Here is a 23,296-nt window from a genome sequence, read left to right as displayed (position 1 = left end):
TCGACAATCAGATTCTCAGCTGAAACCTCCACCGCCTTCAACTTCCCGCCTCAACTCCCCCGTACACCACATTCGACTTTAGCTCGCCCGATGCCGCATCGATCTGCAATGCGACACGCGGCGACCACGCCGCATCGAACGAATAGCCGGCGATCGAGCCGAGCGCCCAAGCATTGACTGTGTTCTGCCCTACCGTTCCCGTCTGCAACATCGCTTCCACGTCCCAGTCGAAGCGATTGCGCGTGCCTGTATAGCGCAGGTCCCAAACATCCCGATGTTCGTCTCCGCTCGCATCGGTGAAACGCGCGTTGCGCCGGTTATAGCGCGACCAATACCCGGAAAGATCGCCGGGCCCGACCGATTGCCGCTCGAAGCGCACGCCGCTGAACGTGAGGTCGCGGCTCGATTTGTCGTCGAACGTCGATGCATAGCGGTTCTGCACCGGTTGAGTCGCGTAGGCAATGAAACGCCATTTACCGAGCTCATAGTCGGTCCATACCCCGTCGAACGACTGACGCACATTGGGGCCGTCGCGAACGGAAATGAAACGCTGAAGGTCGAAAGCCATCTGCTGGCGACCCACGCGCATCTTGAACGTACCTGCGCCGAGTTCACCCGAATACGTAACGAACAGTTGCTCGAGATCGAGCGGATTCTTGTCTACCGGCGTAATGACGTTCTTTCCATACGTTCGGGCGTCTTCGAACTGCACGAAGAACTGCCAATGCTTGGCGATACGGGCATCGGCATCGACTTCGATTCGCTGAATCAAATACGTATCGCTTGCGCCGGGACCGATGCCGAACAACGGCGCGTCGTTGGTTTCCATGCGCTCGCGCAGATTCGCCCCCAGCGACAGGTACGACTCTCCGTCTTTGCTTAATGGAACGTATTTCAAGCTATCGAGCGGCTCGCGGGCGACACAAGGGTTGGCAAGGACAGACCAATCTTCTTGCCAGCGATTGAACATGACGACGGGCCGCTTGCCGCTGCAAGCGGGCGCCGTGCTTTCGACCGTGGAATCGGCGAATGCCGAGCCCGGGCCGATCAGGCACAGACCCGTCATCGCCGCTAACCCCGCGGCCGCTCTTGCGTGATAGGAGCGTTTGCCGCTCGGGCGCTTGAAGCGTCTCATGCAACGGCGCTCACTTCGCCACGCTGTCGTGGATCTCGGCGACATAGCCGCCCGGGAACTGCACCATCGCCGCATTGCGCCCGTCCGACTTGAACGGCGGCACGAGCACGGTCACGCCGGCGGCTTGGGCTCGCGTCAACGTCGCGTCGAGGTTCGGCACTTCGTATCCCGTCACCTCGTGTCCGAACGGATAGGGCAAGCTGCCGTCCGTGACGAGCACCGTCATATTTCCGAATCCGGACTCGATGCGTACGCGGCGATACGTATCGTTTGGGCGGCCAATCTCGATACCGGGTGCATGCGATACGTCGGACACGACCTTCCCATGCGAGAAAGCGACGAAGTCGCGAACCAGTTTGTCCGCGCTTTGCTCCGACACGTAGACCCGGTTCTCAGGCACGGTCTGCAGCGGATCGTAATGCGGTGCCTGCGTATGCCAATACAACTGCATGTGCAGGCCGCCGGGCCACGAAACGATCGCGTCGCGGCCGATCGGATCCGGGAACGTCTCGACGACCACATCGGCGCCATGCGCACGCGCCGACGCAACCGCGGCATCCATATCGGTCACGAGATAGCCCGTGCGCTCGGAGCCGAACGGGTACGGAATGGGTGTCTTGAAGCCGAAGACCGAAATCGTCCCGGCCGGCGTGAAGACGAGTTGCGACATCGTCTGGCTAGGCGTCGGCGTCACTTGAAATACGCCTTGCTTCGACTTCGTGCCGCCGAAGGTGGCCACGAAGCTGTCGGTGAATCGGTCGAACGCTTCGGGTTCGACATAAACGTGCGTCGTGTCGTATTGCGGTCCAACCGCGAACGAGGCCGTCGAAGACTGCGATACCGCCTTGGCGAACGAGACGGGCGCTGCGACGAGCGCCCCCGCCATCATCAATGACGCCAATGCATTTCGAATGCTTTTCATCGGATGTTTTTCCTTTCTTTGTTGGCCGTTGGGTAAGTATGAGCACGCACGATCGCGAGCAAACATGCGTCGATCGTGCACGATGCCTAACGAATCAAACCGCCCAGCAGGAGCAACCGAACGCCCCCCAAAAGCTCTTGGGATCCGACGCGGGCAATGCGCTGCCCCATGCCCGCGCATGCGCATGGCCATGCAAGCCGCACGCGCTCGCGCACCCGCAAGACGCGGCTGCGGCCGCGGCGGCACGTTGCAACGGGGCGCCCTGCGCGCCGGATGCGCCCCATCCGGCGTAACCGCCGTATTGACGCGCCGGGGACCAATCGGGCATTGCCGGGGGAATGGGCGTGTCGAATTTCGAGAACGGCCCGGTCCCCCAGACGACCTTGCCGCCGACGACAGTCAGCAGAGCAGTCGTGTCCGCGATGTCGTCTTCGGGACAAGCAAAGAAGTCGCGGTCCGGAACGATCGCGTCGGCCAACTGACCTACCGCGATCCGCCCTTTCTTACCTTCTTCGTTCGAGAACCACGTGACGTATTCGGTCCACATGCGCAGGGCCGTTTCGCGATCCAGCAAATTGCGGCGCGGATATAACCGCAATCCACCGACGGTCTTGCCGGTGACGAGCCATGAGAGCGACACCCAAGGGTTGTACGATGCGACGCGCGTAGCATCGGTACCCGCCGAAACCTTCAGGCCCTTCTCCAGCATCTTCGCAACGGGCGGCGTAGCCTCCGCGGCTTGCGATCCATACCGTTCGACGAAGTATTCGCCTTGGTAGGCCATCCGGTGCTGCACGGCGATGCCGCCGCCGAGCGCCGCAATGCGATCCATCGAACGTTCGGAGATGGTTTCCGCGTGGTCGAAGAACCAGTTGATGCCTTCGAGCGGAATGTCCTTGTCGACCTTCTCGAAGACGTCGAGGGAACGGCTGATCGTTTCCTCATAAGTCGCATGCAGCCGCCACGGCCAGCGGTTTTGCGCGAGCACGCGCACTACGCCTTCGAGTTCGTCTTCCATCCCGGGCGCGAGTTCGGGACGCGCCACGCGGAAATCTTCGAAATCGGCTGCCGAAAAAACGAGCATCTCGCCGGCGCCGTTATGACGGAAGTAATCGGTGCCGTCGTGATACTTGACCGTGCGGGTCCAGTTGACGAAGTCTTCCTTCTCGGCGTTCGGCTTTTGAGTGAACAGGTTGTACGCGATGCGTATCGTCATTTCGCCCGCCTCGTGGAGCTTGCGAATGACTTCGTAATCGTCGGGGTAATTCTGCGAGCCGCCGCCGGCGTCGATCGCGCCGGTCACGCCGAGGCGATTGAGTTCGCGCATGAAATGGCGCGTCGAATTGTATTGGTATTCGAACGGCAGCTTGGGACCCTTGGCCAGGGTCGCATAAAGAATCGCCGCGTTGGGATTTGCCAACAGCAGCCCGGTGGGGTTGCCGGCCGCATCGCGCACGATGACGCCGCCGGGAGGCTCGGGGGTATCTTTCGTGTAGCCGACGACACGCAATGCCGCCGCGTTCAGCAGCGCGCGATCGTACAAATGCAGGATGAAGACCGGCGTATCGGGTGCGACGGCGTTGATCTCCTCGATCGTGGGCAGGCGCTTTTCCGCGAATTGATGTTCCGTAAAACCGCCCACCACGCGAACCCATTGCGGAGCGGGCGTGATCGCCACTTGCTGCTTGAGCATCTGCATGGCGACAGCCAGCGAGTTGACGCCGTCCCAGCGCAACTCCATGTTGTAGTTCAATCCCCCGCGGATCAAGTGCAGGTGATTGTCGATCAGCCCCGGCATGAGGGGCCGGCCGCCCAAGTCGATGACCTTCGTTTGGCCGCCCGCGAGCGGCATGACATCGGCGTCGCTGCCGACGGCGACAAAGCGCCCGCCGGCAATCGCCACGGCGCTCGCCACCGGGTTCGACCGGTCGAGCGTGGTGATTCGTCCGTTATGCAGAATCAGGTCGGGTTGGGTGTTGCTTGTGCTCATTTACATTGCCTCGCTTTGCGAACTTCGACTAGATGCCCAGCAACGGCCGAAGAGTGGGAAGTGCCTGCGCGCCGAGCGTCATGCCCAGCAGGCCGATCAGAGCGATCAGCGGTGGCGCCGGCGAGCGCACCTTGATCACGCTATAGATCACGCCGATCAACACGCCCGCGCCAAGGGACACAAGGTAAGGTTCCATACGATCAGTCCTTCACCGATTTGAAAATGTCGTCGTGCTCGCTGGCTGCTCACTCGAACGCGCGCCTGCCCGACGCTACCGCCAACTGATCGCCGGCTCCGTTTTCGGAGCCGGCGATGCGCCGCCCCGGGCGCGGGCGGGACGGCGTCTGCGCGATCAGCGAGCCGCAACGGCCGGCAGCGCCTCATGCGGCGTGGCCGTGCGCTGCGCGGCCTTGTGGACCATCGTGTAGGCGTAATCGACGCCCATGCCGTACGCGCCCGAGTGTTCCTTCGCGATCGCCATCACTGCGTCATACGTCTCGCGGCGCGCCCAATCGCGCTGCCACTCGAGCATGACTTGTTGCCAGGTGACGGGCACCACGCCGGCTTGCACCATGCGTTGCATCGCGTAATCGTGCGCATCCTTGGAGGTACCGCCCGATGCGTCGGCCACCATATAGATTTCGTATTCGCCTTCGAGCATCGCGCACAAAGCGAACGTGGTATTGCAAACCTCCGTCCACAAGCCGGCCACCACCACCTTTTTGCGGCCGTTGGCGGCCAGCGCGTCGCGCACTTTTTGGTCGTCCCACGAATTCATCGACGTGCGTTCGAGCACCTTTTGATTCGGGAAGACGTCAAGCAATTCCGGGTACGTGAAACCCGAGAAGCTTTCCGATTCGACCGTCGTGATCGTCGTCGGAATGTTGAACACCTTCGCTGCCTTGGCGAGCGCGACGACGTTGTTCTTCAATGCTTGACGGTCGATCGATTGAACGCCGAAGGCCATCTGAGGTTGTTGATCGATGATGATCAATTGGCTGTTCTGCGGCGTCAGTACTTCGAGTTTTGTGTTGCTCATGTCAGAGTGTCCTTCGATTCGGGGAATGAGTAGTACGCCTAGGGGGCGCGACTGCGTTCCGTGAGGTGTGCGTTCCGCCGGCAAACACGTTCCTCGCCGGCTGTGACTATTTGACACGCAAAATCGGCGCAAGCCCAATGAAAAAACCCTAATTCGTCTGATTCAGAAAATCGAACCTTAAATGTTCTGAATCGCTCTTCACGGTATTCAAAAAAAGCGATACGCTCACAACTCATGTGAGCGTCGTCCGATCGATGGCGCCGAACTTCGCCAACGAGAGTCACCATGAAGCCCTATGTCTTTTCCTTGCTCGCTGGCGTGCTCGCCGGAGTCGTCTACTACGCGATCGGGGTGGCCTCGCCGGCGCCTCCGGCGATTGCGTTGATCGGGTTGCTGGGTATGCTGGCCGGCGAGCAAATCATTCCTCTCGTCGGACGAATGGCTTCGGGCTTGAAACTTAAAGCGGCCTGGCGCGATGCAAAGTGCGGCGCCCACATGTTCGGCCCATTGCCGGGTTCGCAAGCGCGCAATAATACGACCGGTGATCAAAACCGCGGGTAATTCGGCTTTGTATGTGCGTCGATAGCGCGCTTTTCCAATCGTTATTTTTGGATTCGCCCTAATCTTCCCAAGAAGAGCCCAAGATTTGCCCGCAGAAATTGATACGACAGTAATCGGGATCGACTCTATCGAGCACATCGGCACCGAAGGTGCCGAACGTGGTGCCCGGCCGATGCGCGAGACCGCGGCCCATCGCGGCAATAACTTCGTGCTTGAACTGCTTGCCGCGCGGGTAGGCCGCCAACACGCCGTTGCGTTCCTCGTTTGAATAGGTGTCCAGGTGCGCGGCCGTCAAATCCGTAAACGTAGCCGCGGCCAGCGCACTGGCTAGCGGCGAGACACGCACGGCGATGCCGGGTGTCATATGCAGTGCGATGGCGAGCCAAGCTTCGTCTCGCTCGCGGGAACCGATTCCATGCCGGTCGAGATGGAGGCGCGCGGCATCGGCGCTATCCAACTCGTAACGAACAGTCGAGCGCGCATACGCTTCGGTCAAGCCGATGTTCGAAAACATCGCGCTGACATAAAGCAGTTCGGAGTCGCACGTCTTTCCCGTGCGCTGCGCAAATAGCATCGCGAAGACGAACACGCGGCACGCATGTCCGAACAATACGGCCGGCAGCGCGCCGCGCGCGTATTCGGCGGCCGTTTTGCAAACCGCGCTTCGCGGAATAAGTACCCCCATCACTTCGTCGGCCGTCGAGAATGACGAAGCGCGCATACCTCTCTCCTCTCTTATCGTTTTTACGGGCGCGTCGCAACGCGAGCGCCCGCGGTACCAGCGTGTGTTTTTTTAGCCCTTCAGGAACGCGAGCAAATCGGCATTGACTTGATCGACATGCGTGCTGCACATGCCGTGCGGCGCGCCGGCGTACACCTTCAGCGTCGCGTTCTTCACGATCTTCGCCGACAACTTGGCCGAATCGTCGATCGGCACGATTTGGTCGTCATCGCCGTGCAGAATCAAGGTGGGGACGCTGATCTTCTTCAGATCGTCGGTGTAGTCGACCTCGGAGAACTGCTTGATGCATTCGTATTGGCCCTTGATCGACCCCGCCATGCCTTGACGCCAGAAGTCTTGCACCAAGCCTTGCGAGACTTTTGCGTTCGGCCGGTTGAAGCCGTAAAACGGCGTGGTGAGATCGAGGTAGAACTGCGAGCGGTTCGCTGCAACGCCGGCTCGAATCCCGTCGAACACCGACATATCGAGGCCGTTGGGGTTGTTGGCCGACTTCACCATTTGCGGGGGTACGGCGCCGATGAGCACGGCTTTGGCCACACGCGCTTCGCCGTGACGTCCGATGTAATGCGCCACCTCGCCGCCGCCGGTCGAGTGGCCCACGAGCATGGCGCCCTTGACGTCGAGCGTATCGAGCACGGCCGCGAGGTCGTCGGCATAGGTATCCATGTCGTTACCCTGCGACGGCTGGCCGGAGCGGCCGTGACCGCGCCGGTCGTGAGCGATGACGCGATAGCCCTGATTGACGAGGAACAGCATTTGCGGATCCCAGGCATCGGCGGACAGCGGCCACCCGTGCGAGAACACGACGGGCGTACCCGTACCCCAATCCTTGAAATAGATTTGCGTGCCGTCCTTCGCCTTCGCGAAGCCGCCGCCTTGCGGATGATGGCCGCCATGCGCGGGCGGCGCCGATTTGGCATCGGCGCTGCCGGGCAAGCTGGCCATGGCGGCCATGGCGCCCGCCACGCCGGCGCTCGCCGACAAGAGGCGGCGGCGTGCGGCCGAAAGGGGAACGGTGCTGTTGTGATCTGTACTCATCATTTTTCTCCGTCGAAACGTCGCCGCGGGTTTAGCAGGCGAAGGGCTTTCTCGTGACCATTGTGGTATGCGCTCGGATGCCGCGGTGACATGAAACATGAGCCGTGGCGCAGTCGGTGCCGCAACAATCCGATACGCGATCGCATGTTAGTGGGCCAGCGACGGAGAAGTCCTGTCGAAAATCTGAAAAGTTATGAAGCGACGCTGAATTGCCCTCGTCGCCTCAGCTTTGTCCGACCGGAGACATCTGCTCGGCGCCTGCGATGCGCAGCAGTTCCTCGAATCGGCGCGCTTCCGGTACGCGAGTACCCGCTGCGATGCGTTCGACGCATGTGGAGAGCGGCCTGAGAAGCACCGAGACCTGCGCACCTTCCCCCGCATCCATGAGTGACTCGGCCAGATCCAACGCGGCGCGTAGTTCGAACAGCCGGGCGCTCTGTTCACGCGCCAATGCCATCGCGTCGCGGAAATACCGGTGTGCGGCCTCGAGCGAGGTTTCGCCGGCTCCCGATTTGTGCGCGGCGCGTTTACCGGCGCGTGCCCGTTCCACCCGACCGCGCACGCGCAACAATTCCGCTGCGAAGTTGTGATCGCCTAACGCTCGACCCTGCTGCGCCTTATCGAGCGCGTTTTGCGCTTCATCGATGCGACCGTTCTCGACCAGCGCTTGCGCGTAAGCGCATATCAGCGGCGCAGTCAGCCGTGCGAACCCTTGCGACGCAAGCCGTACGAGCCCGGCTTCCAGGCGAGCGAGGCCCACTTCGGCGCGACCGCTCAGCATCTCCAGTTGGCCCGCGAGACACTCGCCGTAGTCCTGCCAACCGCCGATGCGATTGAGTGCGGTTTGCGAGCGAAGCAGCGCAAGGTGACGCGAGGCGGCCTCCAGTTCCCCGCAAGCCAACTCGATCGGCACGACGACAGCCGCCAACAGGTGGGAGAACGAAGGTTCGAGCATATCGGCGCGCACGAAGTTAACCGCTCGCTCCATCCACTCCAAGGCGAACGCCGTGTCGCCCTGCATCCAGGCGACCCGCGCGAGCGTTCCCGCGCCGAAAATGCGAGGATCCACCGCGAGGTTCCTCTCGTCGGGCCCAGGCAAGCCATGCGCATCGAGTGCGTCGAGTGTCTGCTCGAGCCGCTCGCGCGCCTGAGCCAACTCGCCGAAGCAGTGCAGCGATACCGCGATCGTGGCCTTTGCGCAAAGCTTCTGCCACGGCACACCGACCCGATCGGCGTGCAGCTCGAAGCGCGTTGCGTAGCGCAGCGCGGCATGAATATCGCCGCGCGTCATCGCCGCATTCCAAAGGCCCCAAAGAGCGCGCGCCGTAAACGACTCGTCGCCGGCCGATTCGGCGCGCGCGAGCACCCGTCGCCAAAGCGCGGTTGCTTCGGCGGCGCCTGCGCCGGTCAGCAGCAGCGAGGCGGCATATGCCGCGCATAAGCGCATCTCGCACACCGCATCCACGGCCCCGGCCGGCAACGTCTCGAGCGTTGCTAGCGCCCGCTCGGCGCGTTCCCGGCATTCATGCAGCAGCGAGGCATCGAGCAACGTGCCCACGAGCGAGCCGGCCAACGCCACGCCCAATGCCGGATCGCCCTCCTCCGAAAATGCCCAATCCCATGCGCTGCGCGCATCATCGAGCGCTTCGTGCGCAAGCGATTGCGCATGCGGCCGGTGCGGCGTGATGGCGGAACGGTCTTCGATATGGCGTTGCAGATAGCGCATATGATTGCGCCCGACGCGTTTCACGTCGCCCTCGTGTCGCAGCTTTTCCATCGCATAGGCGCGCGTGGATTCCGTGAGCCGGTACAGCGCGATCGCACCATGGAATTCCACGGTCAGCAGCGATTTAGCCGCCAATTCGCTCAGCGATGCGATGGTCGCGGCAACCGGCATGCTCGGCTCGATCGCTACCGCGCAGACCGCCTCGAAGGTAAAGGTGCCCGCAAAGAAGGCAAGACTGCGAAACAACGCGCGCGTGTCCGCGTCGAGCAGCGCGTAACTCCAATCGAACGTTGCACGCAACGTTTGATGGCGCGGCAAGGCGGAACGCATTCCGCCGCTCAACAGGTTGAGGCGGTCGTCAAGGCGCGCGGCGACTCCGTCGACACCTAACGTCGCGACGCGCGCCGCGGCGAGTTCGATCGCCAGAGGAAGACCCTCGAGCCGGCGGCAAATGTCCGCGACGAGCCGGATGCTCGCCTCGTCGGCCGCGCAACCCGGCGCGATCGAGCGCGCGCGCCGCAAAAACAGCTCGACCGCACCGTGTTCCGTTAGGGTCCGCACCTCCGCGTCGGCTGGCGGCACCGACAGCGGATCGACTCGAAATACCGATTCGACGCGAATGGCAAGCGGCTCCCGGCTCGTCACGAGGATACGCAGGTTGGTTGCATTCGCCGCCAGCATCTGCACGATCGCGGCGACGGCATCGATGACGTGCTCCGCATTGTCGAGCACCAGCAGCACGCGGTCGGCTTGCAGCGTGGCCAGCAGCGATCGCGGATCGTTCGCGGCCAAGGGGACATCGGCTCGCAAGGCCAGCGCTACCGTGGCTAGGACGGCGTCGCTCGACTCCGCCATCGCCAGCTCGACGAAATGGACGCAGGTGCCGGCGGCCTCGCTCAATGCGTGAGCGACATGGACGGCAAGCGCCGTCTTGCCGATTCCGCCCGCGCCGACAAGCGTCACCACCGGTGCATCGTCCAATCGCTCGACAATGCTCGCGAGTTCGCGCGCTCGGCCGACGAGCGGTAAATCGGCGGGCAAGCTTTGCGTCCGCGCAGGGGCGGCCGACTTTGCGGCGTGCGTATACGGCACGAGCATGTACCCGCGTCCACTGACCGTTTTAATGAGTTCGCGGTCCGCGTCCAGTACCTTGCGCAAGGCTGCAACGTGGACCTGTAAGCGGTTTTCCTCGACGATCTGGCCGGGCCACACCGTTTCGATGATGTCGTCTTTCGACACGATCGCGCCGTTTGCGCGAAAGAGGACTTCCAAGATGTCGAAGGCACGCGCGCTGATCCGCAACGTCATGCCGTTTCGCCGTATTTCCCGATGCTCGAAATTGACGAGCAACGTACCTATCTCGACCATGGTCATCTCCTGGGACTGTGGGCGGTGCGGGTTGCAGTCGCGTTGCGAACGAGACACGCCGCCAGCGAAGGATTGAGTTCGGCCAGTGTAAGCGGCGCGTAAAATTACGTATTGGATAAAAATGCTCAATTGCCGCCGGCGCCGAATGCCTGCGAACGTCGTCGCCGACGCGATGCGCGCGACGCGGCTTGAGTCGGCGGTTGTCGCTTTAATTTATCGATGGTATAACCGGTTGGACATTAGTCTATTCGTCCGCCATTGACACCATGTCCGAAGCGATCGCACCCGCGGCCGTTCCATCGCTAGCGCGGCGCGATGGACTCGGCTGCCAATTCAGCAAACTACGAAAAAACGTGGAATTCGGTAATAACGAATTCACGCTCTACCGCAAATGCATGGACGACGAAACGCTCGAGCGAGTGTCGATGCCGGCATGCGAGCGCGGCTTCCTGATCGGCATTTCGCTCAATAGCGGGCATCGGCGAAGGATCTTCCGAGGCGAGCGTTTCGAGAATAGGTCATATGAAACGCATTCGATCTATATCCGAGACTTTTCGGAACCCTATCAAGCGGATCTTTACGGGCATTTCGATTTCGTCCTTGCCGAGCTATCGCGCGGGTTTCTCGATCGCTTGGCCGACGAGCACGGTTTGCGGCGCATCGCCGGTCTCGGTTGCGAGCCGGATCGAAAGGATCCCGTGCTCGGGCATTTGGCTGCCGCCTTGGCGGCGAACGCGGACGGTCCGGGCCCGCTTGGGGGGCTATTCGTCGAGCAACTCGGGCTGACGATGGGCATCCATCTCGCTCGGCAATACGCCGGCGGGCACTATCGCGAGGCCGGTTTAAAGGGCGTGCTCTCGGCATCTCAAGAGACGCGCGCGAAGGAACTGCTTTTGTCTCGCCCGAGCGAAGGTATGACGCTCGCCGACATCGCAAGCGAATGCAACTTGTCGCGCGCCTACTTCATCCGCGCCTTTGCGAAGAGCACCGGCCGTACGCCTCATCAGTGGCTGCTCGAACGGCGCGCCGAGCAAGCGCGCGACCTGCTCGAGCGCAGCGACCTGGCGCTATCCGAGGTCGCCCACGCCTGCGGCTTCGCGGATCAAAGCCATATGAGCCGCGTCTTTTCAAAGACGCTGGGGATGACGCCAGGCGCCTGGCGCCGCCAAGCAAGGCGTTAGCACTACGCACTCGCGCAGTAGGCCTCCACTCGATAGCCATCGGGGTCGATCACGAACGACGCGTAGTACTCGGGTCCGTAGTCGGTTCGCAGCCCCGGCGCGCCATTGTCCTTGCCGCCGGCCGCCAATGCCCGCGAATGAAATGCATCCACGGCGGAACGCGACGGGGCCGCGAAGCAAAAGTGCAGGCCTGACCGCGCATCCGGCTCGACCGGGTGTTCGGAGCGGTAAATCCACCACTGTGGGGAGTGCGCGCCATACCCCAACAAGCCTTCGTCCGCATGTAGGCAACGATAACCTAGGGGCGCGAACGCGTTGTCATAGAAGCTTTTAGTCTTTGCAATGTCGCGCACGCCGATCGATACATGGTCGAGCATCTTCGTCTCCCGCTTCTGGGTTGAACCGGCCTTCATTGTGCGCCGAAGCCGCAAGCGAGACTTTGCAAAAATTGCGAAACGCGTTGGGCCGATCCGGGCCGCGGGACACCCGCAACCGGGACCACCCGCCGTCATAGGTCAGCGCGGCTAACGCAACGCTTTATTCCGGCAGCGCCAACCAGGGGGCGCGCGGTTTCTGAGCCAGCTCCACCGCCCAAATCTCGTTCAAGCTGCTCACGCATAGGTTGACCTTAGTGCCCGTCAAGTACGCCAGTTTCACGAGGGAACGGATTTGATTGGTCTGCTCTCCCTGCGGTGTGGCGTTATTCGGCCATATGATGTATTTCGTACCATCCGCGAAAACAACGGCCGCTTGCATGTTCTGCAAGGTAAGGCTTTCGACATAGACCGTTGGCGCGCTTTTCTGCTCGACGACGCCAAATGCGTTGGCGCAGATCGTGTTCAGAGCCGACGAAGGCGCCGCCATGGCCTGCCCGGCGCAGACGAGACCTGACCCAAGCACCAGTGCCGATAAGGCTGATTTCAAGTTCACGATGATCTCCCAAGCTAACGATTTTTAAAGTACCGTACCCTGAATGCGACACGTTCTCGATCGATTACGTATTCGATATCGCGATGAATAACAAAAATTTTTATCGGATATAAAACATCCTGCGGTCGATGCGGCCGGCATCATATTGCCGGATATCGAGATCGGAGTCGCGAGGACAGCGTAGCACCGATGCCGAGCGATACTTGGCGGAAATTATCGACAAAATCAATGAATGAAGCGCCATTCATTTCTCGTCTGGAAATGAATGGCGCATAGAATCTAAATCGAAACAAAAACGACGAAAAAAACCTGAGTTGGCGGCCAAATTTCGATGAGGACGAACCCTATTTCAACTAGCGCGGTCTTAGCCGATTTTCCCTAAGTGTGGGATCGCGGGGCCAACCGCCGCAACAGCGCGGCGTGGCTTGGGAATTGCGCGGCAAGCGCCTCGACGTCGGCAAGCTCGAAATCGCGGAACTCGAATCCGGGCGCGACGGTACATCCGACCAACGCAAAATCGGCGCGAGCCGCGCTATCGTACAGCGCGGCGCATTCCGCCGCGAACCAGCAACCGGCCGGCACGACGACCTGGAACGAAGCATCGGCATGGGTCAGTGCGTTGCCGAGCCGATACGTGGCGAGCCGGCCGGTCACATCGATGACATGCACGTCGATCGGATCGCCCGCATAAAAATGCCACACTTCGTCGGAGCGGATTCGATGCCATGCAGAATAAGCGCCATCGCAAAGCATGTAGTAAATACATGTCGACGCCGCTCGCGAAGCGTCCGCGACTTCGGCATCCGAGCGGCCGGGCTCGGGAATGCGCGAAACGCGTTGTGAATCGCGATGCGTTTCACGATAATGTCCGCCTTCCGGGTGCGGCGCCAATTGAAAGCGGTCGATCAGGCGTTGTTTGTCTTGCTTATCGGTAGTCATCGATCACGCTCCTTTCGATGGCATTAGGACGGATTCGCAGCCATCTGAGACATATCAACGAATACCACTTCCCAGATATGGCCGTCGGGGTCTTCGAAACTGCGGCCGTACATAAAGCCGAGGTCCTGCTTCGCGTTGACATCCGCTTTACCGCCGTTCGCCCCGGCGGTATCGGTCATTTTATCCACGCTTGCGCGATCGTCTGCGCTCAGCGCAAGCATCACCTCGCTCTCGTGCCGCGCATCGACGATCGGTTTACTCGTGAAATGCGCCCATTTCGCGTGTGTCAGCAGCATGACGAAGATGTTGTCCGAGAAGACCATGCACGAACTCGTCTCGTCGCTGAACTGCGGATTTTTTGTGGCTCCGATTGCCGCATAGAACGCCGTCGACCTCGCGACATCGCTCACAGGCAGGTTGATAAAGATTTGTCTCGGCATGGTCACGTCTCCGGGGTGAATTCATCGTTATTCGCGAACGTGCCTGCGCCCGCATCCAGGATAGTACGTCGACGAACGAAAACGACTGGCGCAAGTGCGCAAGCCCACCGATCCGCAGACACACGCCGGCCGGAAGCGCGCCGCGATTACCGGTTCGGCGCGTACAACGTCGATTCCGCGAATTGCTCCATGGCGAGCACGCGCCCGACCAGGATCAGCGCGGTGCGTTCGATATCGGTCCGCGCCACTTTGCCGACGATATCCGCCAGCGTACCGGTCACGCGTTCTTCGTCGGGCCAGCTCGCCCGGTAGACGACCGCGATGGGGCAATCGTCGCCGTAGTGCGGCCGCAATTCGTCGACGATCCGGGCGAGATGCCGCACGCCGAGATGGATCGCCATCGTCGCGCCGTGACGGGCCAGATCCCCGAACTGTTCCCTTTCGGGCATCGAAGTCTTGGTCGCGTAACGCGTCAGAATCACCGTTTGCGACACGCCGGGCAGGGTCAATTCGCAGCCTAACGTTGCAGCGCAGGCGGCCGTTGCGGTCACGCCGGGTACGATTTCATAAGGGATACCGAGGCTCCGGATGCGACGAATCTGCTCGCCGATCGCGCCGTACAACGACGGATCGCCCGAGTGCACCCGGGCGACGTCTTGTCCCTTGGCATGGGCATCGGCCAGCAATCCGACGATCGCGTCGAGGTCGAGTTCGGCCGTGTTCACCACCAGCTCGGCCGCGTTGCCGGCCAACACTTCGGCCGGGACCAACGAACCTGCGTAGAGAATGACCGGGCAGCGACGAATCAGGCGCTGCCCTTTCACCGTGACGAGCTCGGGATCGCCGGGACCCGCGCCAATAAAATAGACCGTCATGCTTCACTCCGTCATGAGCCGGGCCGGATCATACGATCATCGATTGGCTCGCGCAACGCATCGAGTTCGGCCAGCAGTGCATCGGTCGTTTCGAAGATGCGCGCTACCGCGGGCAAGCTCGGACGCCGCAGCATCACGACGGGCAGACCGCGCTCGCGCGCAACGTCCAGTTTCGCCTCGGTCGCGGCACCGCCGCTGTTCTTGCTGACGACGACGTCGAACCGGTTCTGCTCGAATAGCGCGCGTTCGCCGTCGAGCGTGAACGGCCCGCGCGCACCGATGACGCGCGCGCGGTCCGTACCGGGGTGCGCGTCGAGGCACCGGATGGTCCAGTACTGATGGGCGGGAATGTCCGCCAGATGGCTCAGCGGCTCGCGCCCAAGCGTAAAGAAGGGGCGCGCGAACGGCGCCAACTCGGCACGGATCGCATCCCAGTTGGCGACCCAACGCCAGTCGTCGCCGCCGCGGGGTTCCCAGGGCGGGCGGCGCAGCGCCCAACAATTGACGCCCGCCAACTTGCTCGCGGACGCCGCATTCGCGCTCATTTGGGCCGCATAGGGATGCGTGGCATCGACGACGAGCGCGATGCGCTCCGTCTCGAGAAAGCGAGCGAGTCCCTCGCTGCCGCCGAAGCCGCCGACGCGAACCCGGCAAGCAAGACCATCGGGAACTTTGCCCAGTCCCGCGAGGCTATATACGTCGCTCGCTTGCAAACGACGCGCGATCGTCAGGGCATCCCCTGTGCCGCCCAGCACTAAGATGCGACCCACCATACGACTCACTGCGCGACTCCCACGAATTGGCCCTCCCGGTCGATCGCGAAGACTTCGACCGCGACCTCCGGCGGGACGATGTCTTGCGCCACCGCGCGCGCATGGCGGCACACGACATCGCCTAGGGCGATGCCTTGCTCGGTCGCCATCGCGAGCGCTTGCTGACTCGTATTCGCGGCTTCGATGGCGGCTTGGAGGGCCGTGCCGCCCCCTGCCTCGCCGGCCCACTGGGCCAGCAACCGCAAATCGATACTCGAATGGCGGCTATGCAAATCGAGGTGCCCCGCCGCCAGTTTGCTGAATTTGCCGAAGCCGCCGCATAGGCTCAGTTTTTCGACGGGCGCGCGCCGCATGTGCTTGAGCACCGCGCCCACGAAGTCGCCCATTTCGATCAGCGCGATCTCCGGCAGCGCATAGTGCGCACGCATTGCGTCTTCGCTCGCGTTGCCCGTGCATGCGGCCACATGCCGATAGCCATTCGCGCGTGCGACGTCGATGCCTTGATGAATCGAGGCGATATACGCCGAACAGGAAAACGGCCGGACGATGCCGGTCGTCCCGAGAATTGACAATCCTCCGACAATCCCTAATCGCGGGTTCATCGTCTTCAGCGCCAGCGTCTCGCCGTTTTCGACACCGATCGTTACCTCGAATCCGCCCGAGTAACCGTATTCGATCGCAAGTTCGGTCAAATGATCGAGCATCATCCGGCGCGGCACGGGATTGATCGCGGGTTCGCCGACGGGCACCGTCAGCCCCGCTCGCGTCACCGTTCCCACGCCGGGACCCGCATGAAAACGCACCCCCGGCTCGGCACTGAGCGCCACGCGCGCGAATACGAGCGCCCCATGCGTCACATCGGGATCGTCGCCGGCGTCTTTGATCGTGCCGGCCTCGGCACCGGCCGTGCCGTCGGTCCCATTCACGAAACGGCAAAACACGAGTCGCATCGGCACCTGCTGCCCTTTCGGCAGTACGATCTGGGCTAAGTCGCTGCGCTCGCCGCCGAGCAGCAAGCGCGCGGCCGCCAGTGAGGTAGCGGTCGCGCAACTGCCCGTCGTATAGCCGCTGCGCAGCGGGCGCGGCTCTTCCGGTGTTTCGTCGCGCATCGTCGTCACCTCGCTTGGGCCGATCGGCCCTCTTCGATGCGAGCCGCCTTCGTCACATCGAGCAGCGTGATCGGCAGGGCCCCCCGCCACGTGTCGAAACCGCCGAGCGGTTGCGCTTCGCTGATTGCAATTCGCGTCAGCGTCCCCCCGTACCGGCTTCGCCATTCGACCAACGCAGCCTCTCCCTGCAGCGTCACGGCATTGGCCACGAGCCGGCCGCCTTCACGCAGGCTCGACCAGCACGCCTGAAGCACGCCGGGAACGGTCACTCCACCGCCGATGAAAATCGCATCGGGCGTGGGCAACCCGGCCAAGGCCGCCGGCGCGCGCCCTTCGACCAAACGCAGACCTGGAACACCCAGCGCGTCCCGATTATGTGCGATGAACGCATGCCTGCGCGAGTCCGATTCGATGGCGATCGCCCTACATGTTGGGTGCGAACGCATCCATTCGATACCGATCGACCCGCACCCCGCGCCGACATCCCACAGCAATTCGCCCGGTGCCGGCGCGAGGCGGGCGAGCGTTATCGCGCGCACGTCGCGCTTCGTCAACTGGCCGTCGTTCAAGAAGGCGTTATCGGGTAAGCCGGTCGTCAACGGCAACGAGTCGCCTGTCTCGGCCCGGCACGTCAGCGCAACGATATTCAAGTCGGCGACCATTTGGTCGTGCCACGTCCGCGCTTGCGCATCGATTCGTCGTTCGCGCAAGCCGCCCAGGTGTTCGAATACGCTCATCGCCGTCGCGCCGAATCCGCGCTCGTTCAAAAGCGTGGAAATCTCATCAGGTGAGCCGCCGTTTCCGCTCATAACGAGAACGCGCGCGCCGTTGCGCAAGTGGGCGTTCAGCGAGGCCAGCGGCCGTCCCACCAACGATACGGTGGATACCTCCTGCAGCGGCCAACCCAAGCGCGCGGCCGCCAACGATAATGAGGACGGCCCCGATATCACGCGCATTTCCTCCGGAGAAACAATGCGCGCGAGAGTCGAGCCGACGCCGAACAGCATCGGGTCGCCGCTGGCCAAGATGCAAACGGGCGTGCCGCGATAAGCCGCGACATGCGCGACGTCGAACGGCTTCGGCCATGCCTCGCGGCGCGCGCGAATGCGGGCGGGAAGCATCGCCAGATGACGCTCTCCGCCCATCACGACGGCCGCCTCCAGCAGCGCTCGCCGCGCCGCGCGCCCCAATCCGAAAAAACCGTCTTCACCGATGCCGACGACCGTCAGCCAAACCATCATCGCCCCTCGCCGCACATATCGGCTCAATCACCGCGCCTAGCGCCCTGCCCGCGGTATTCGTACCCTTGCAAACAGGGCATAATACCCGCTTTGCCGGCGCTGATCGTTCGCGCAAACCACGAGCGCGTGAGCTTGACCGGCAGCGCGCACCGCGACTTTCGTTGAACCTTGGGCTACCCTCCGTCTCCTTCTCTTCGGCCTTCGGCTTGTCCCGCGCTCTCGCGGATCGTCGCCGCACGCGATGGCGGCCTGTGCCGCATCAAACTGCCCGGCGGCAAACTGCACGCGGCGCAGGCGTTCGCGATGGCCGAAGCGGCCGAGCGTCACGCGGCGGGTATCGTCGAACTGACGAATCGCGCCAATCTACAAGTGCGCGGCGTGAAAGCCGGGGAAGAAGCGGCGCTGAGCCAACGGCTGGCCGAAGCGGGACTCGGCCCGCGCGTTCGCGTCGATCCGCTGGACGATCCCATCCGCGCGGCGCATCGAACGTCTGTCGCGGACGATGCGCGCAATCTACTGCTAAGCCCCGTGGCGGGACTCGATATCGATAGCTTGTGCGATACCTCGGCGCTTGCCGAGTCCCTCCTCTCCGTTCTGCAAAACGACCCGCGCTCGGCCGAGCTATCGCCGAAGTTCTCGGTGCTGCTCGACGGCGGCGAACGGCTCGCGGCGCTCGATCACCCGCACGACATCTGGTTCGCGGCGATGGCCGGCCGAGGCGCTGAAAGCGGCGGGCCCCGCTTCGCCGTCGGTCTGGCCGGGCAGCCATCACCGATGGCGGGCAAGGCATTGGCCGCGGTCGAGCAAAGCGAGGTGGCGCCTCTGCTGCGAGCGCTCTTGCATACGTTCCTCGATTGGGCCAGCCCTGACGAGAACCGGATGCGCGATTTGCTGCGCTCGCACGACGGACAAGCGGTGCTCGTTCAAGCGGCCGCTGCCGCCGGGATCGATCTACAGGTCGACGACGATGTCCGCGCCTGGCGCCGAGCCGCGGCCGATAGTGCCCGGCGCTTCGGCGCGCATGCGCAGCGCGAGGCCGATCGATGGCATCTCGGCGGCCAGCCGCCGCTCGGCCGCATCGATACGGCGACGCTCGCGGCGCTGGCTCGACTCGCGCTTGCTCACGGCGACGGCATGCTTCGCTTCACGCCGTGGCAAAGCGTCATCCTAGCGAACGTCGCCGAGCAAGCCGTTCCTCAGGTGATGCACGCGTTGTCTCGCCTCGGCCTCGTATCGGATCCGCGCCATCCGCTGGCTCGCGTGATCGCCTGCGCGGGTTCGACCGGATGCGCCAAGGGTCTCTCCGATACGAAAGCCGACGCATTGCAAATAGCGGGAAGCCTGCCCGGCGGTGTCGAGGTTCATCTCAGCGGATGCGCACGCTCGTGTGCCGCCGCGCACTGCGCGCCCTACACTTTGCTGGCCGTGGCGCCCGCTCGCTACGATCTGTATCGTCGGGACTCATCGGTGGCCGGCGCCGAAGCGCATCGGTTCGGCGAACGCATCGGCGCCGAGCTGACTATCGACGAGGCTGCGCGGCAGCTACGTGCATCGGCCCAAGCCCATACTCCAATGATCGAATACATCCGAGACGGACAAGCCATTTACGACCAATCGTTCGCGACCATACGCGCCGAGGCCGACCTGTCCGCCATCCCCCCCGACCTCGAAAAGCTCGCCGTGCGCGTGATTCACGCATGCGGGATGGTCGATATCGTGCAAGCCATTCGTTTTTCGGAGGGCGCCGGCACGGCCGGCCGCCGCGCCTTGGCCGCCGGTGCCCCGATTCTTTGCGATTCGCGCATGGTGGCCGACGGTATCACGCGGGCGCGGCTACCCGCGTCGAACGAAGTGCTATGCATGCTCGGCGATCCCGCCCTGCCCGAGCTCGCGCGAAAGATCGGCAATACGCGCTCCGCGGCTGCGCTCGAACTGTGGCGGCCTTGGCTCGAAGGTAGCGTGGTGGCCATCGGCAATGCGCCGACAGCCCTCTTTTATTTGCTCGAAATGTTGGACGCCGGCGCGCCCCGGCCCGCCCTGATCCTCGGCTTTCCGGTCGGATTCGTCGGGGCGGCCGAATCGAAGGCCATGCTGGCCGCGGATAGCCGCGGCGTGCCTTACGTCATCGTCGAGGGGCGCCGGGGGGGCAGCGCCATGGCGGCAGCGGCGGTCAACGCACTCGCATCGGAAAAGGAATGATGAACCCGCGTGGACACTTGTATGGCATCGGCGTCGGCCCCGGCGATCCCGAGTTGCTGACGTTAAAAGCGCTGCGCTTGCTGAAGGCTTCGCCGGTCGTCGCCTATTTCGTCGCCAAGGGGAAAAAAGGCAACGCGTTCAGCATCATCGAAACGCACCTGTCCGAGCAGCAAACGCGATTGCCGCTCGTCTACCCGGTCACGACCGAGGCGCTCGAACCGCCGCTCTCGTACGAGTCGGTCATCGCCGATTTCTACGACACCGCGGCCGCGATGATCGGCGACGAACTCAATGCGGGGCGCGACGTGGCCGTCGTCTGCGAGGGCGATCCGCTGTTTTACGGCTCGTACATGTACCTGCACGATCGGCTTGCCCCCGATTTTTCCGTCGAGGTCATCCCGGGTGTCTGTTCGATGCTCGGCGGCGCCGCCGTGCTCGGCACGCCGCTCGTTTATCGCAATCAGGCGCTCTCGATTCTGTCCGGCGTCATGACCGAAGACGAGCTCAAGCGCAAACTCGCCGACACCGACGCGGCCGTCATCATGAAACTTGGCCGCAACTTCGATAAGGTGCGGCGCGTGCTCGATGAACTCGGGCTTTCGGAGCGGGCTCGCTATATCGAGCGGGCGACGATGGCCAATCAACGAATCGTGCCGTTGGCGGAAGTCGATCCGATGGCATCGCCCTATTTCTCGCTGCTCATCGTGCCGGGGCCGAAATGGCAGGGTTGAGCGCACCGCCCGCCATCGTCGTACTCGGGCGCAGCGCGCTCGGCACCGCGCGACGCATTCAGGCCGCATGCCCCGGCGCGCTCGTGCACGGGCTGCAATCGCGGCTAGGCGACGAAGCGGACCGCGGTTTCGTTCAGCTCACCGAGCACCTGCAAGCGCTGTATGCGCGCGGCACGCCGATCGTTGCGCTGTGCGCCGCCGGCATCGTCATCCGCTGCATCGCGCCGATGTTGTCCAACAAGGGCGCGGAGCCGCCGGTGCTGGCCGTGGCCGAGGATGGCAGCGCCGTCGTTCCGCTTCTTGGGGGCCTTGCGGGCGTCAACGTTCTCGCGCGCCGGATCGCGCAGGCCTTGAGTGTGACGCCGGCCATCACGACGAGCGGTGAACTGCGCTTCGGCACGTGCCTGCTCAATCCGCCCGACGGCTATGTTCTCGCGGACCTCGAACAAGGCAAGCACTTCGTCTCGGACTTGCTAGCGGGTGAAAGCGTGCGCATCGACGGCGACGCGCCTTGGCTCGATGAGGCGCGTATTGCGCAGGGCGATGGAGCCCGGCTCACGATCCGCATCACGCCGGCGAGCGCTGCCGCTCGGCGCGACGAGCTCGTCATTCATCCGCGCAGCATCGTGGCGGCCGTTTCCGGCGACGGCGCGGTGACGGCTGAAATCGTCACGGCGGCGCTAGCGGAACAAGGACTTGCGCCAAGTTCGCTCGCGGTTTTGCTCGCGCCGCGGAGCCGAGGCGCGGATCCGGCGATCGACGCGGCGGCTCGTGCCTTGGGCGTGGCGCTGCGCTTTGGACCCGACGATGCCGTCGAGCCTGAACGATTGCTGGCGCAGTCGCTCGATGTCGGTCACGAGGTCCGCATCGCGGAAAACCGAAACGTTGCATTGGGCATCGCTGCCGCACCGGTCGATGCCGAGCGCATCGGCCGCCCGAGAGGACGGCTGACCGTCGTCGGACTCGGCCCGGGCTGCGCCGGGCTCATGGCGCCCGATGCCCGCGCGGCGCTGGACGAAGCCAGCGACGTACTCGGTTACGAGACCTACGTGAACATGGCCGGTCCGTTCAAGCCGGGACAGCGCCTGCATTGCACGGACAACCGCGAGGAATTGCAGCGCGCGCGCCACGCGTTCGAGTTGGCCTGCGAAGGTCGGCAAGTGGTGGTCGTATCGTCGGGCGACCCCGGCGTATTCGCGATGGCGTCGGCGGTCTTCGAGGCGCTCGACACAGGCGGCGATGGGCGCTGGCGAGCGGTGGACTTGCGCATCGTGCCGGGAGTCTCGGCGGCGATGGCGACGGCGGCGAAAGCCGGCGCACCGTTGGGCCATGACTTTTGCATCCTGTCTCTGTCCGATAATCTGAAGCCGTGGAGCATCATCGAGAAACGATTGGAACATGCGGCGGCGGCCGATCTCGTGATGGCGTTTTATAACCCAATATCGCGCGCGCGCCCGTGGCAACTCGATCGCGCGTTGGAGATCGTGCGCGGTCACCGCGACCCGGGCACTTGCGTCGTACTCGGCCGCGATATCGGCCGTCCGGGCGAATCGTTGACGACGACCACGCTCGGTGCGCTGCAATCGACACAGGTCGATATGCGGACGATGGTCATCGTCGGTTCGTCCACGACCCGGACCATAGCGGGCGGGCCGAACGGCGAATGGGTCTATACGCCGCGCTGGTACGAGGGCTAACCGTAACCGACGATTCGCTACGCGCGAAGGGCCATCTCTCTCGCTGGAACGTAATCGGCACCCCACTCGCGCGCGAGCGACACGCATCGCCCTAGCGCAAGATCGCCTTGCTCGCAATCGACGATGACGATGCGATCGGCCGCATCGGGTTTGGCCGGCCGGTCGCGGCTGCGGCCGTCGCCGAATACCCAGAGCACGCATTCCATGCCCGGACGCTGCCGTCGCGTGCGAGACAGCAGTTTTTCAGCGGCCGCCACGCCGATCGAAAACGACGTCCCGCCGCCGCCACCGATCGCCTCGATCCAGCGTTCGTTCCACCAACGCGGTATTGCCGGCCCGAACCGAAGGTCGGCCCGGCCGCCGCCGAAGCAAATCAGCGCGGCTTGCGAGCGTTGCATCGCGGCTTGGTCGAAACATGCAAGCACTAGCCCCTTCGCCATGGCAAGACGCTCGCCGCGCAGCATCGATGCGGAGCAATCGAGCAAGAAGCAATGCAGTGCGGGGCTCGCCGGTTCGCGGCGGACATACCGCAAATGATGCCGTTGCAATGGCCCGGCACCTTTTTGCATCAACGAAGCCGCCCAGGCAATGCGAGGCGCTGGGCTCGTCGAAATATGACGCCCCGTCACACCGTCAGCGCCGCGCGGCCATCGAAACCCG

General features: G+C 63.3%; 21 protein-coding genes and 2 pseudogenes. 6 read left to right on the top strand and 17 right to left on the bottom strand.

Translation table 11 applies throughout. The features are described from left to right. Window positions 1-82: 82 nt before the first annotated feature. The 5 genes and pseudogenes from DXT59_RS24540 to DXT59_RS24520 form a co-directional block, all read right to left on the bottom strand. Window positions 83-1,066: pseudogene (locus tag DXT59_RS24540) on the bottom strand (alginate export family protein); the annotation flags it as partial. A gap of 79 nt (window positions 1,067-1,145) precedes the next feature. Further along, window positions 1,146-2,057, bottom strand: coding sequence for a VOC family protein (locus DXT59_RS24535; protein ID WP_116140091.1), 912 nt, complete (start codon window positions 2,055-2,057; stop codon window positions 1,146-1,148). A gap of 94 nt (window positions 2,058-2,151) precedes the next feature. Then, window positions 2,152-4,047, bottom strand: a complete 1,896-nt coding sequence (locus DXT59_RS24530; protein WP_116140089.1) for an amidohydrolase — start codon at window positions 4,045-4,047, stop codon at window positions 2,152-2,154. Between the two features lie 28 nt (window positions 4,048-4,075). Then, complete coding sequence (locus DXT59_RS24525) at window positions 4,076-4,243, bottom strand: DUF1427 family protein (protein ID WP_116140087.1); 168 nt, start codon at window positions 4,241-4,243, stop codon at window positions 4,076-4,078. Between the two features lie 156 nt (window positions 4,244-4,399). Further along, a complete protein-coding gene (locus tag DXT59_RS24520) occupies window positions 4,400-5,086 on the bottom strand; it encodes a hydrolase (protein ID WP_116140085.1) in 687 nt (228 codons plus the stop codon). A 285-nt stretch (window positions 5,087-5,371) separates the two neighbouring features. Here DXT59_RS24520 and DXT59_RS24515 point away from each other — a divergent pair, with 285 nt between their 5' ends. Further along, window positions 5,372-5,647, top strand: coding sequence for a XapX domain-containing protein (locus DXT59_RS24515; protein WP_116140083.1), 276 nt, complete (start codon window positions 5,372-5,374; stop codon window positions 5,645-5,647). A gap of 58 nt (window positions 5,648-5,705) precedes the next feature. On the opposite strand, the gene DXT59_RS24510 is transcribed toward DXT59_RS24515, so the two are convergent. The 3 genes from DXT59_RS24510 to DXT59_RS24500 all read right to left on the bottom strand — a co-directional run bounded on the left by DXT59_RS24510 (window position 5,706) and on the right by DXT59_RS24500 (window position 10,521). Beyond that, on the bottom strand, window positions 5,706-6,368 hold the full coding sequence (locus tag DXT59_RS24510) for an HD domain-containing protein (RefSeq protein ID WP_116140080.1): 663 nt from the start codon (window positions 6,366-6,368) through the stop codon (window positions 5,706-5,708). A 72-nt stretch (window positions 6,369-6,440) separates the two neighbouring features. Beyond that, complete coding sequence (locus tag DXT59_RS24505) at window positions 6,441-7,427, bottom strand: alpha/beta fold hydrolase (RefSeq protein WP_420823428.1); 987 nt, start codon at window positions 7,425-7,427, stop codon at window positions 6,441-6,443. Window positions 7,428-7,650: 223 nt separating this feature from the next. Next, window positions 7,651-10,521 (bottom strand): ATP-binding protein, encoded by a 2,871-nt coding sequence (locus DXT59_RS24500; protein WP_116140126.1) that lies wholly within the window; start codon window positions 10,519-10,521, stop codon window positions 7,651-7,653. A gap of 266 nt (window positions 10,522-10,787) precedes the next feature. Here DXT59_RS24500 and DXT59_RS24495 point away from each other — a divergent pair, with 266 nt between their 5' ends. After that, window positions 10,788-11,702: an AraC family transcriptional regulator gene (locus DXT59_RS24495; protein WP_116140076.1), complete on the top strand. Its 915-nt coding sequence runs from the start codon at window positions 10,788-10,790 to the stop codon at window positions 11,700-11,702. 2 nt (window positions 11,703-11,704) lie between these two features. Here DXT59_RS24495 and DXT59_RS24490 read toward each other — a convergent pair whose 3' ends face one another. The 8 genes from DXT59_RS24490 to cbiE all read right to left on the bottom strand — a co-directional run bounded on the left by DXT59_RS24490 (window position 11,705) and on the right by cbiE (window position 18,009). Further along, entirely contained in the window at window positions 11,705-12,079 is a 375-nt protein-coding gene (locus tag DXT59_RS24490) for a VOC family protein (protein WP_116140124.1), read from the bottom strand. Window positions 12,080-12,239: 160 nt separating this feature from the next. After that, complete coding sequence (locus DXT59_RS24485) at window positions 12,240-12,632, bottom strand: hypothetical protein (protein WP_162878232.1); 393 nt, start codon at window positions 12,630-12,632, stop codon at window positions 12,240-12,242. A gap of 378 nt (window positions 12,633-13,010) precedes the next feature. Further along, window positions 13,011-13,571, bottom strand: coding sequence for a cupin domain-containing protein (locus DXT59_RS24480; protein WP_116140072.1), 561 nt, complete (start codon window positions 13,569-13,571; stop codon window positions 13,011-13,013). Window positions 13,572-13,594: 23 nt separating this feature from the next. Continuing rightward, a complete protein-coding gene (locus DXT59_RS24475) occupies window positions 13,595-14,011 on the bottom strand; it encodes a VOC family protein (RefSeq protein WP_116140070.1) in 417 nt (138 codons plus the stop codon). Window positions 14,012-14,157: 146 nt separating this feature from the next. Next, window positions 14,158-14,886 (bottom strand): precorrin-4 C(11)-methyltransferase, encoded by a 729-nt coding sequence (cobM, locus tag DXT59_RS24470; RefSeq protein ID WP_116140068.1) that lies wholly within the window; start codon window positions 14,884-14,886, stop codon window positions 14,158-14,160. An 11-nt stretch (window positions 14,887-14,897) separates the two neighbouring features. Further along, on the bottom strand, window positions 14,898-15,659 hold the full coding sequence (locus DXT59_RS24465) for a cobalt-precorrin-6A reductase (RefSeq protein WP_420823427.1): 762 nt from the start codon (window positions 15,657-15,659) through the stop codon (window positions 14,898-14,900). Between the two features lie 5 nt (window positions 15,660-15,664). Beyond that, a complete protein-coding gene (locus DXT59_RS24460; RefSeq protein ID WP_116140119.1) occupies window positions 15,665-16,768 on the bottom strand; it encodes a cobalt-precorrin-5B (C(1))-methyltransferase in 1,104 nt (367 codons plus the stop codon). 5 nt (window positions 16,769-16,773) lie between these two features. Then, window positions 16,774-18,009, bottom strand: coding sequence for a precorrin-6y C5,15-methyltransferase (decarboxylating) subunit CbiE (cbiE, locus tag DXT59_RS24455; RefSeq protein WP_116140066.1), 1,236 nt, complete (start codon window positions 18,007-18,009; stop codon window positions 16,774-16,776). 168 nt (window positions 18,010-18,177) lie between these two features. Here cbiE and cobG point away from each other — a divergent pair. The 4 genes and pseudogenes from cobG to cobJ form a co-directional block, all read left to right on the top strand. After that, a pseudogene (gene cobG / locus DXT59_RS31280) lies at window positions 18,178-19,434 on the top strand (precorrin-3B synthase); the annotation flags it as partial. A 147-nt stretch (window positions 19,435-19,581) separates the two neighbouring features. Next, window positions 19,582-20,208 carry a precorrin-8X methylmutase gene (locus tag DXT59_RS31275; RefSeq protein WP_240324659.1) on the top strand — a complete coding sequence of 209 codons (627 nt, stop codon included), beginning with the start codon at window positions 19,582-19,584 and terminating at the stop codon, window positions 20,206-20,208. Then, window positions 20,205-20,939: a precorrin-2 C(20)-methyltransferase gene (locus DXT59_RS24445; protein ID WP_116140062.1), complete on the top strand. Its 735-nt coding sequence runs from the start codon at window positions 20,205-20,207 to the stop codon at window positions 20,937-20,939. Before DXT59_RS31275 ends, DXT59_RS24445 begins: the two co-directional genes overlap by 4 nt. After that, window positions 20,927-22,636: a precorrin-3B C(17)-methyltransferase gene (gene cobJ, locus DXT59_RS24440; RefSeq protein WP_116140060.1), complete on the top strand. Its 1,710-nt coding sequence runs from the start codon at window positions 20,927-20,929 to the stop codon at window positions 22,634-22,636. The genes DXT59_RS24445 and cobJ overlap by 13 nt, the downstream gene beginning before the upstream one ends. A gap of 17 nt (window positions 22,637-22,653) precedes the next feature. Here cobJ and DXT59_RS24435 read toward each other — a convergent pair whose 3' ends face one another. Continuing rightward, window positions 22,654-23,205, bottom strand: a complete 552-nt coding sequence (locus DXT59_RS24435; protein ID WP_116140117.1) for a vWA domain-containing protein — start codon at window positions 23,203-23,205, stop codon at window positions 22,654-22,656. Window positions 23,206-23,296: the final 91 nt, after the last annotated feature.

Origin of the sequence: Trinickia diaoshuihuensis (assembly GCF_003390925.1) — a bacterium.
GTDB lineage: Bacteria > Pseudomonadota > Gammaproteobacteria > Burkholderiales > Burkholderiaceae > Trinickia > Trinickia diaoshuihuensis.
Note: the sequence above shows the minus strand (reverse complement) of the source record. Positions and strands in the feature narration are given on the sequence as shown.

Coding starts and splice junctions, on each gene's coding strand:
- DXT59_RS24535 (WP_116140091.1), bottom strand. CDS start 2,057: ATGAAAAGCATTCGAAATGCATTGGCGTCATTGATGATGGCGGGGGCG.
- DXT59_RS24530 (WP_116140089.1), bottom strand. CDS start 4,047: ATGAGCACAAGCAACACCCAACCCGACCTGATTCTGCATAACGGACGA.
- DXT59_RS24525 (WP_116140087.1), bottom strand. CDS start 4,243: ATGGAACCTTACCTTGTGTCCCTTGGCGCGGGCGTGTTGATCGGCGTG.
- DXT59_RS24520 (WP_116140085.1), bottom strand. CDS start 5,086: ATGAGCAACACAAAACTCGAAGTACTGACGCCGCAGAACAGCCAATTG.
- DXT59_RS24515 (WP_116140083.1), top strand. CDS start 5,372: ATGAAGCCCTATGTCTTTTCCTTGCTCGCTGGCGTGCTCGCCGGAGTC.
- DXT59_RS24510 (WP_116140080.1), bottom strand. CDS start 6,368: ATGCGCGCTTCGTCATTCTCGACGGCCGACGAAGTGATGGGGGTACTT.
- DXT59_RS24505 (WP_420823428.1), bottom strand. CDS start 7,427: ATGAGTACAGATCACAACAGCACCGTTCCCCTTTCGGCCGCACGCCGC.
- DXT59_RS24500 (WP_116140126.1), bottom strand. CDS start 10,521: ATGGTCGAGATAGGTACGTTGCTCGTCAATTTCGAGCATCGGGAAATA.
- DXT59_RS24495 (WP_116140076.1), top strand. CDS start 10,788: ATGTCCGAAGCGATCGCACCCGCGGCCGTTCCATCGCTAGCGCGGCGC.
- DXT59_RS24490 (WP_116140124.1), bottom strand. CDS start 12,079: ATGCTCGACCATGTATCGATCGGCGTGCGCGACATTGCAAAGACTAAA.
- DXT59_RS24480 (WP_116140072.1), bottom strand. CDS start 13,571: ATGACTACCGATAAGCAAGACAAACAACGCCTGATCGACCGCTTTCAA.
- DXT59_RS24475 (WP_116140070.1), bottom strand. CDS start 14,011: ATGCCGAGACAAATCTTTATCAACCTGCCTGTGAGCGATGTCGCGAGG.
- cobM (WP_116140068.1), bottom strand. CDS start 14,886: ATGACGGTCTATTTTATTGGCGCGGGTCCCGGCGATCCCGAGCTCGTC.
- DXT59_RS24465 (WP_420823427.1), bottom strand. CDS start 15,659: ATGGTGGGTCGCATCTTAGTGCTGGGCGGCACAGGGGATGCCCTGACG.
- DXT59_RS24460 (WP_116140119.1), bottom strand. CDS start 16,768: ATGCGCGACGAAACACCGGAAGAGCCGCGCCCGCTGCGCAGCGGCTAT.
- cbiE (WP_116140066.1), bottom strand. CDS start 18,009: ATGATGGTTTGGCTGACGGTCGTCGGCATCGGTGAAGACGGTTTTTTC.
- DXT59_RS31275 (WP_240324659.1), top strand. CDS start 19,582: ATGATCGAATACATCCGAGACGGACAAGCCATTTACGACCAATCGTTC.
- DXT59_RS24445 (WP_116140062.1), top strand. CDS start 20,205: ATGATGAACCCGCGTGGACACTTGTATGGCATCGGCGTCGGCCCCGGC.
- cobJ (WP_116140060.1), top strand. CDS start 20,927: ATGGCAGGGTTGAGCGCACCGCCCGCCATCGTCGTACTCGGGCGCAGC.
- DXT59_RS24435 (WP_116140117.1), bottom strand. CDS start 23,205: ATGCAAAAAGGTGCCGGGCCATTGCAACGGCATCATTTGCGGTATGTC.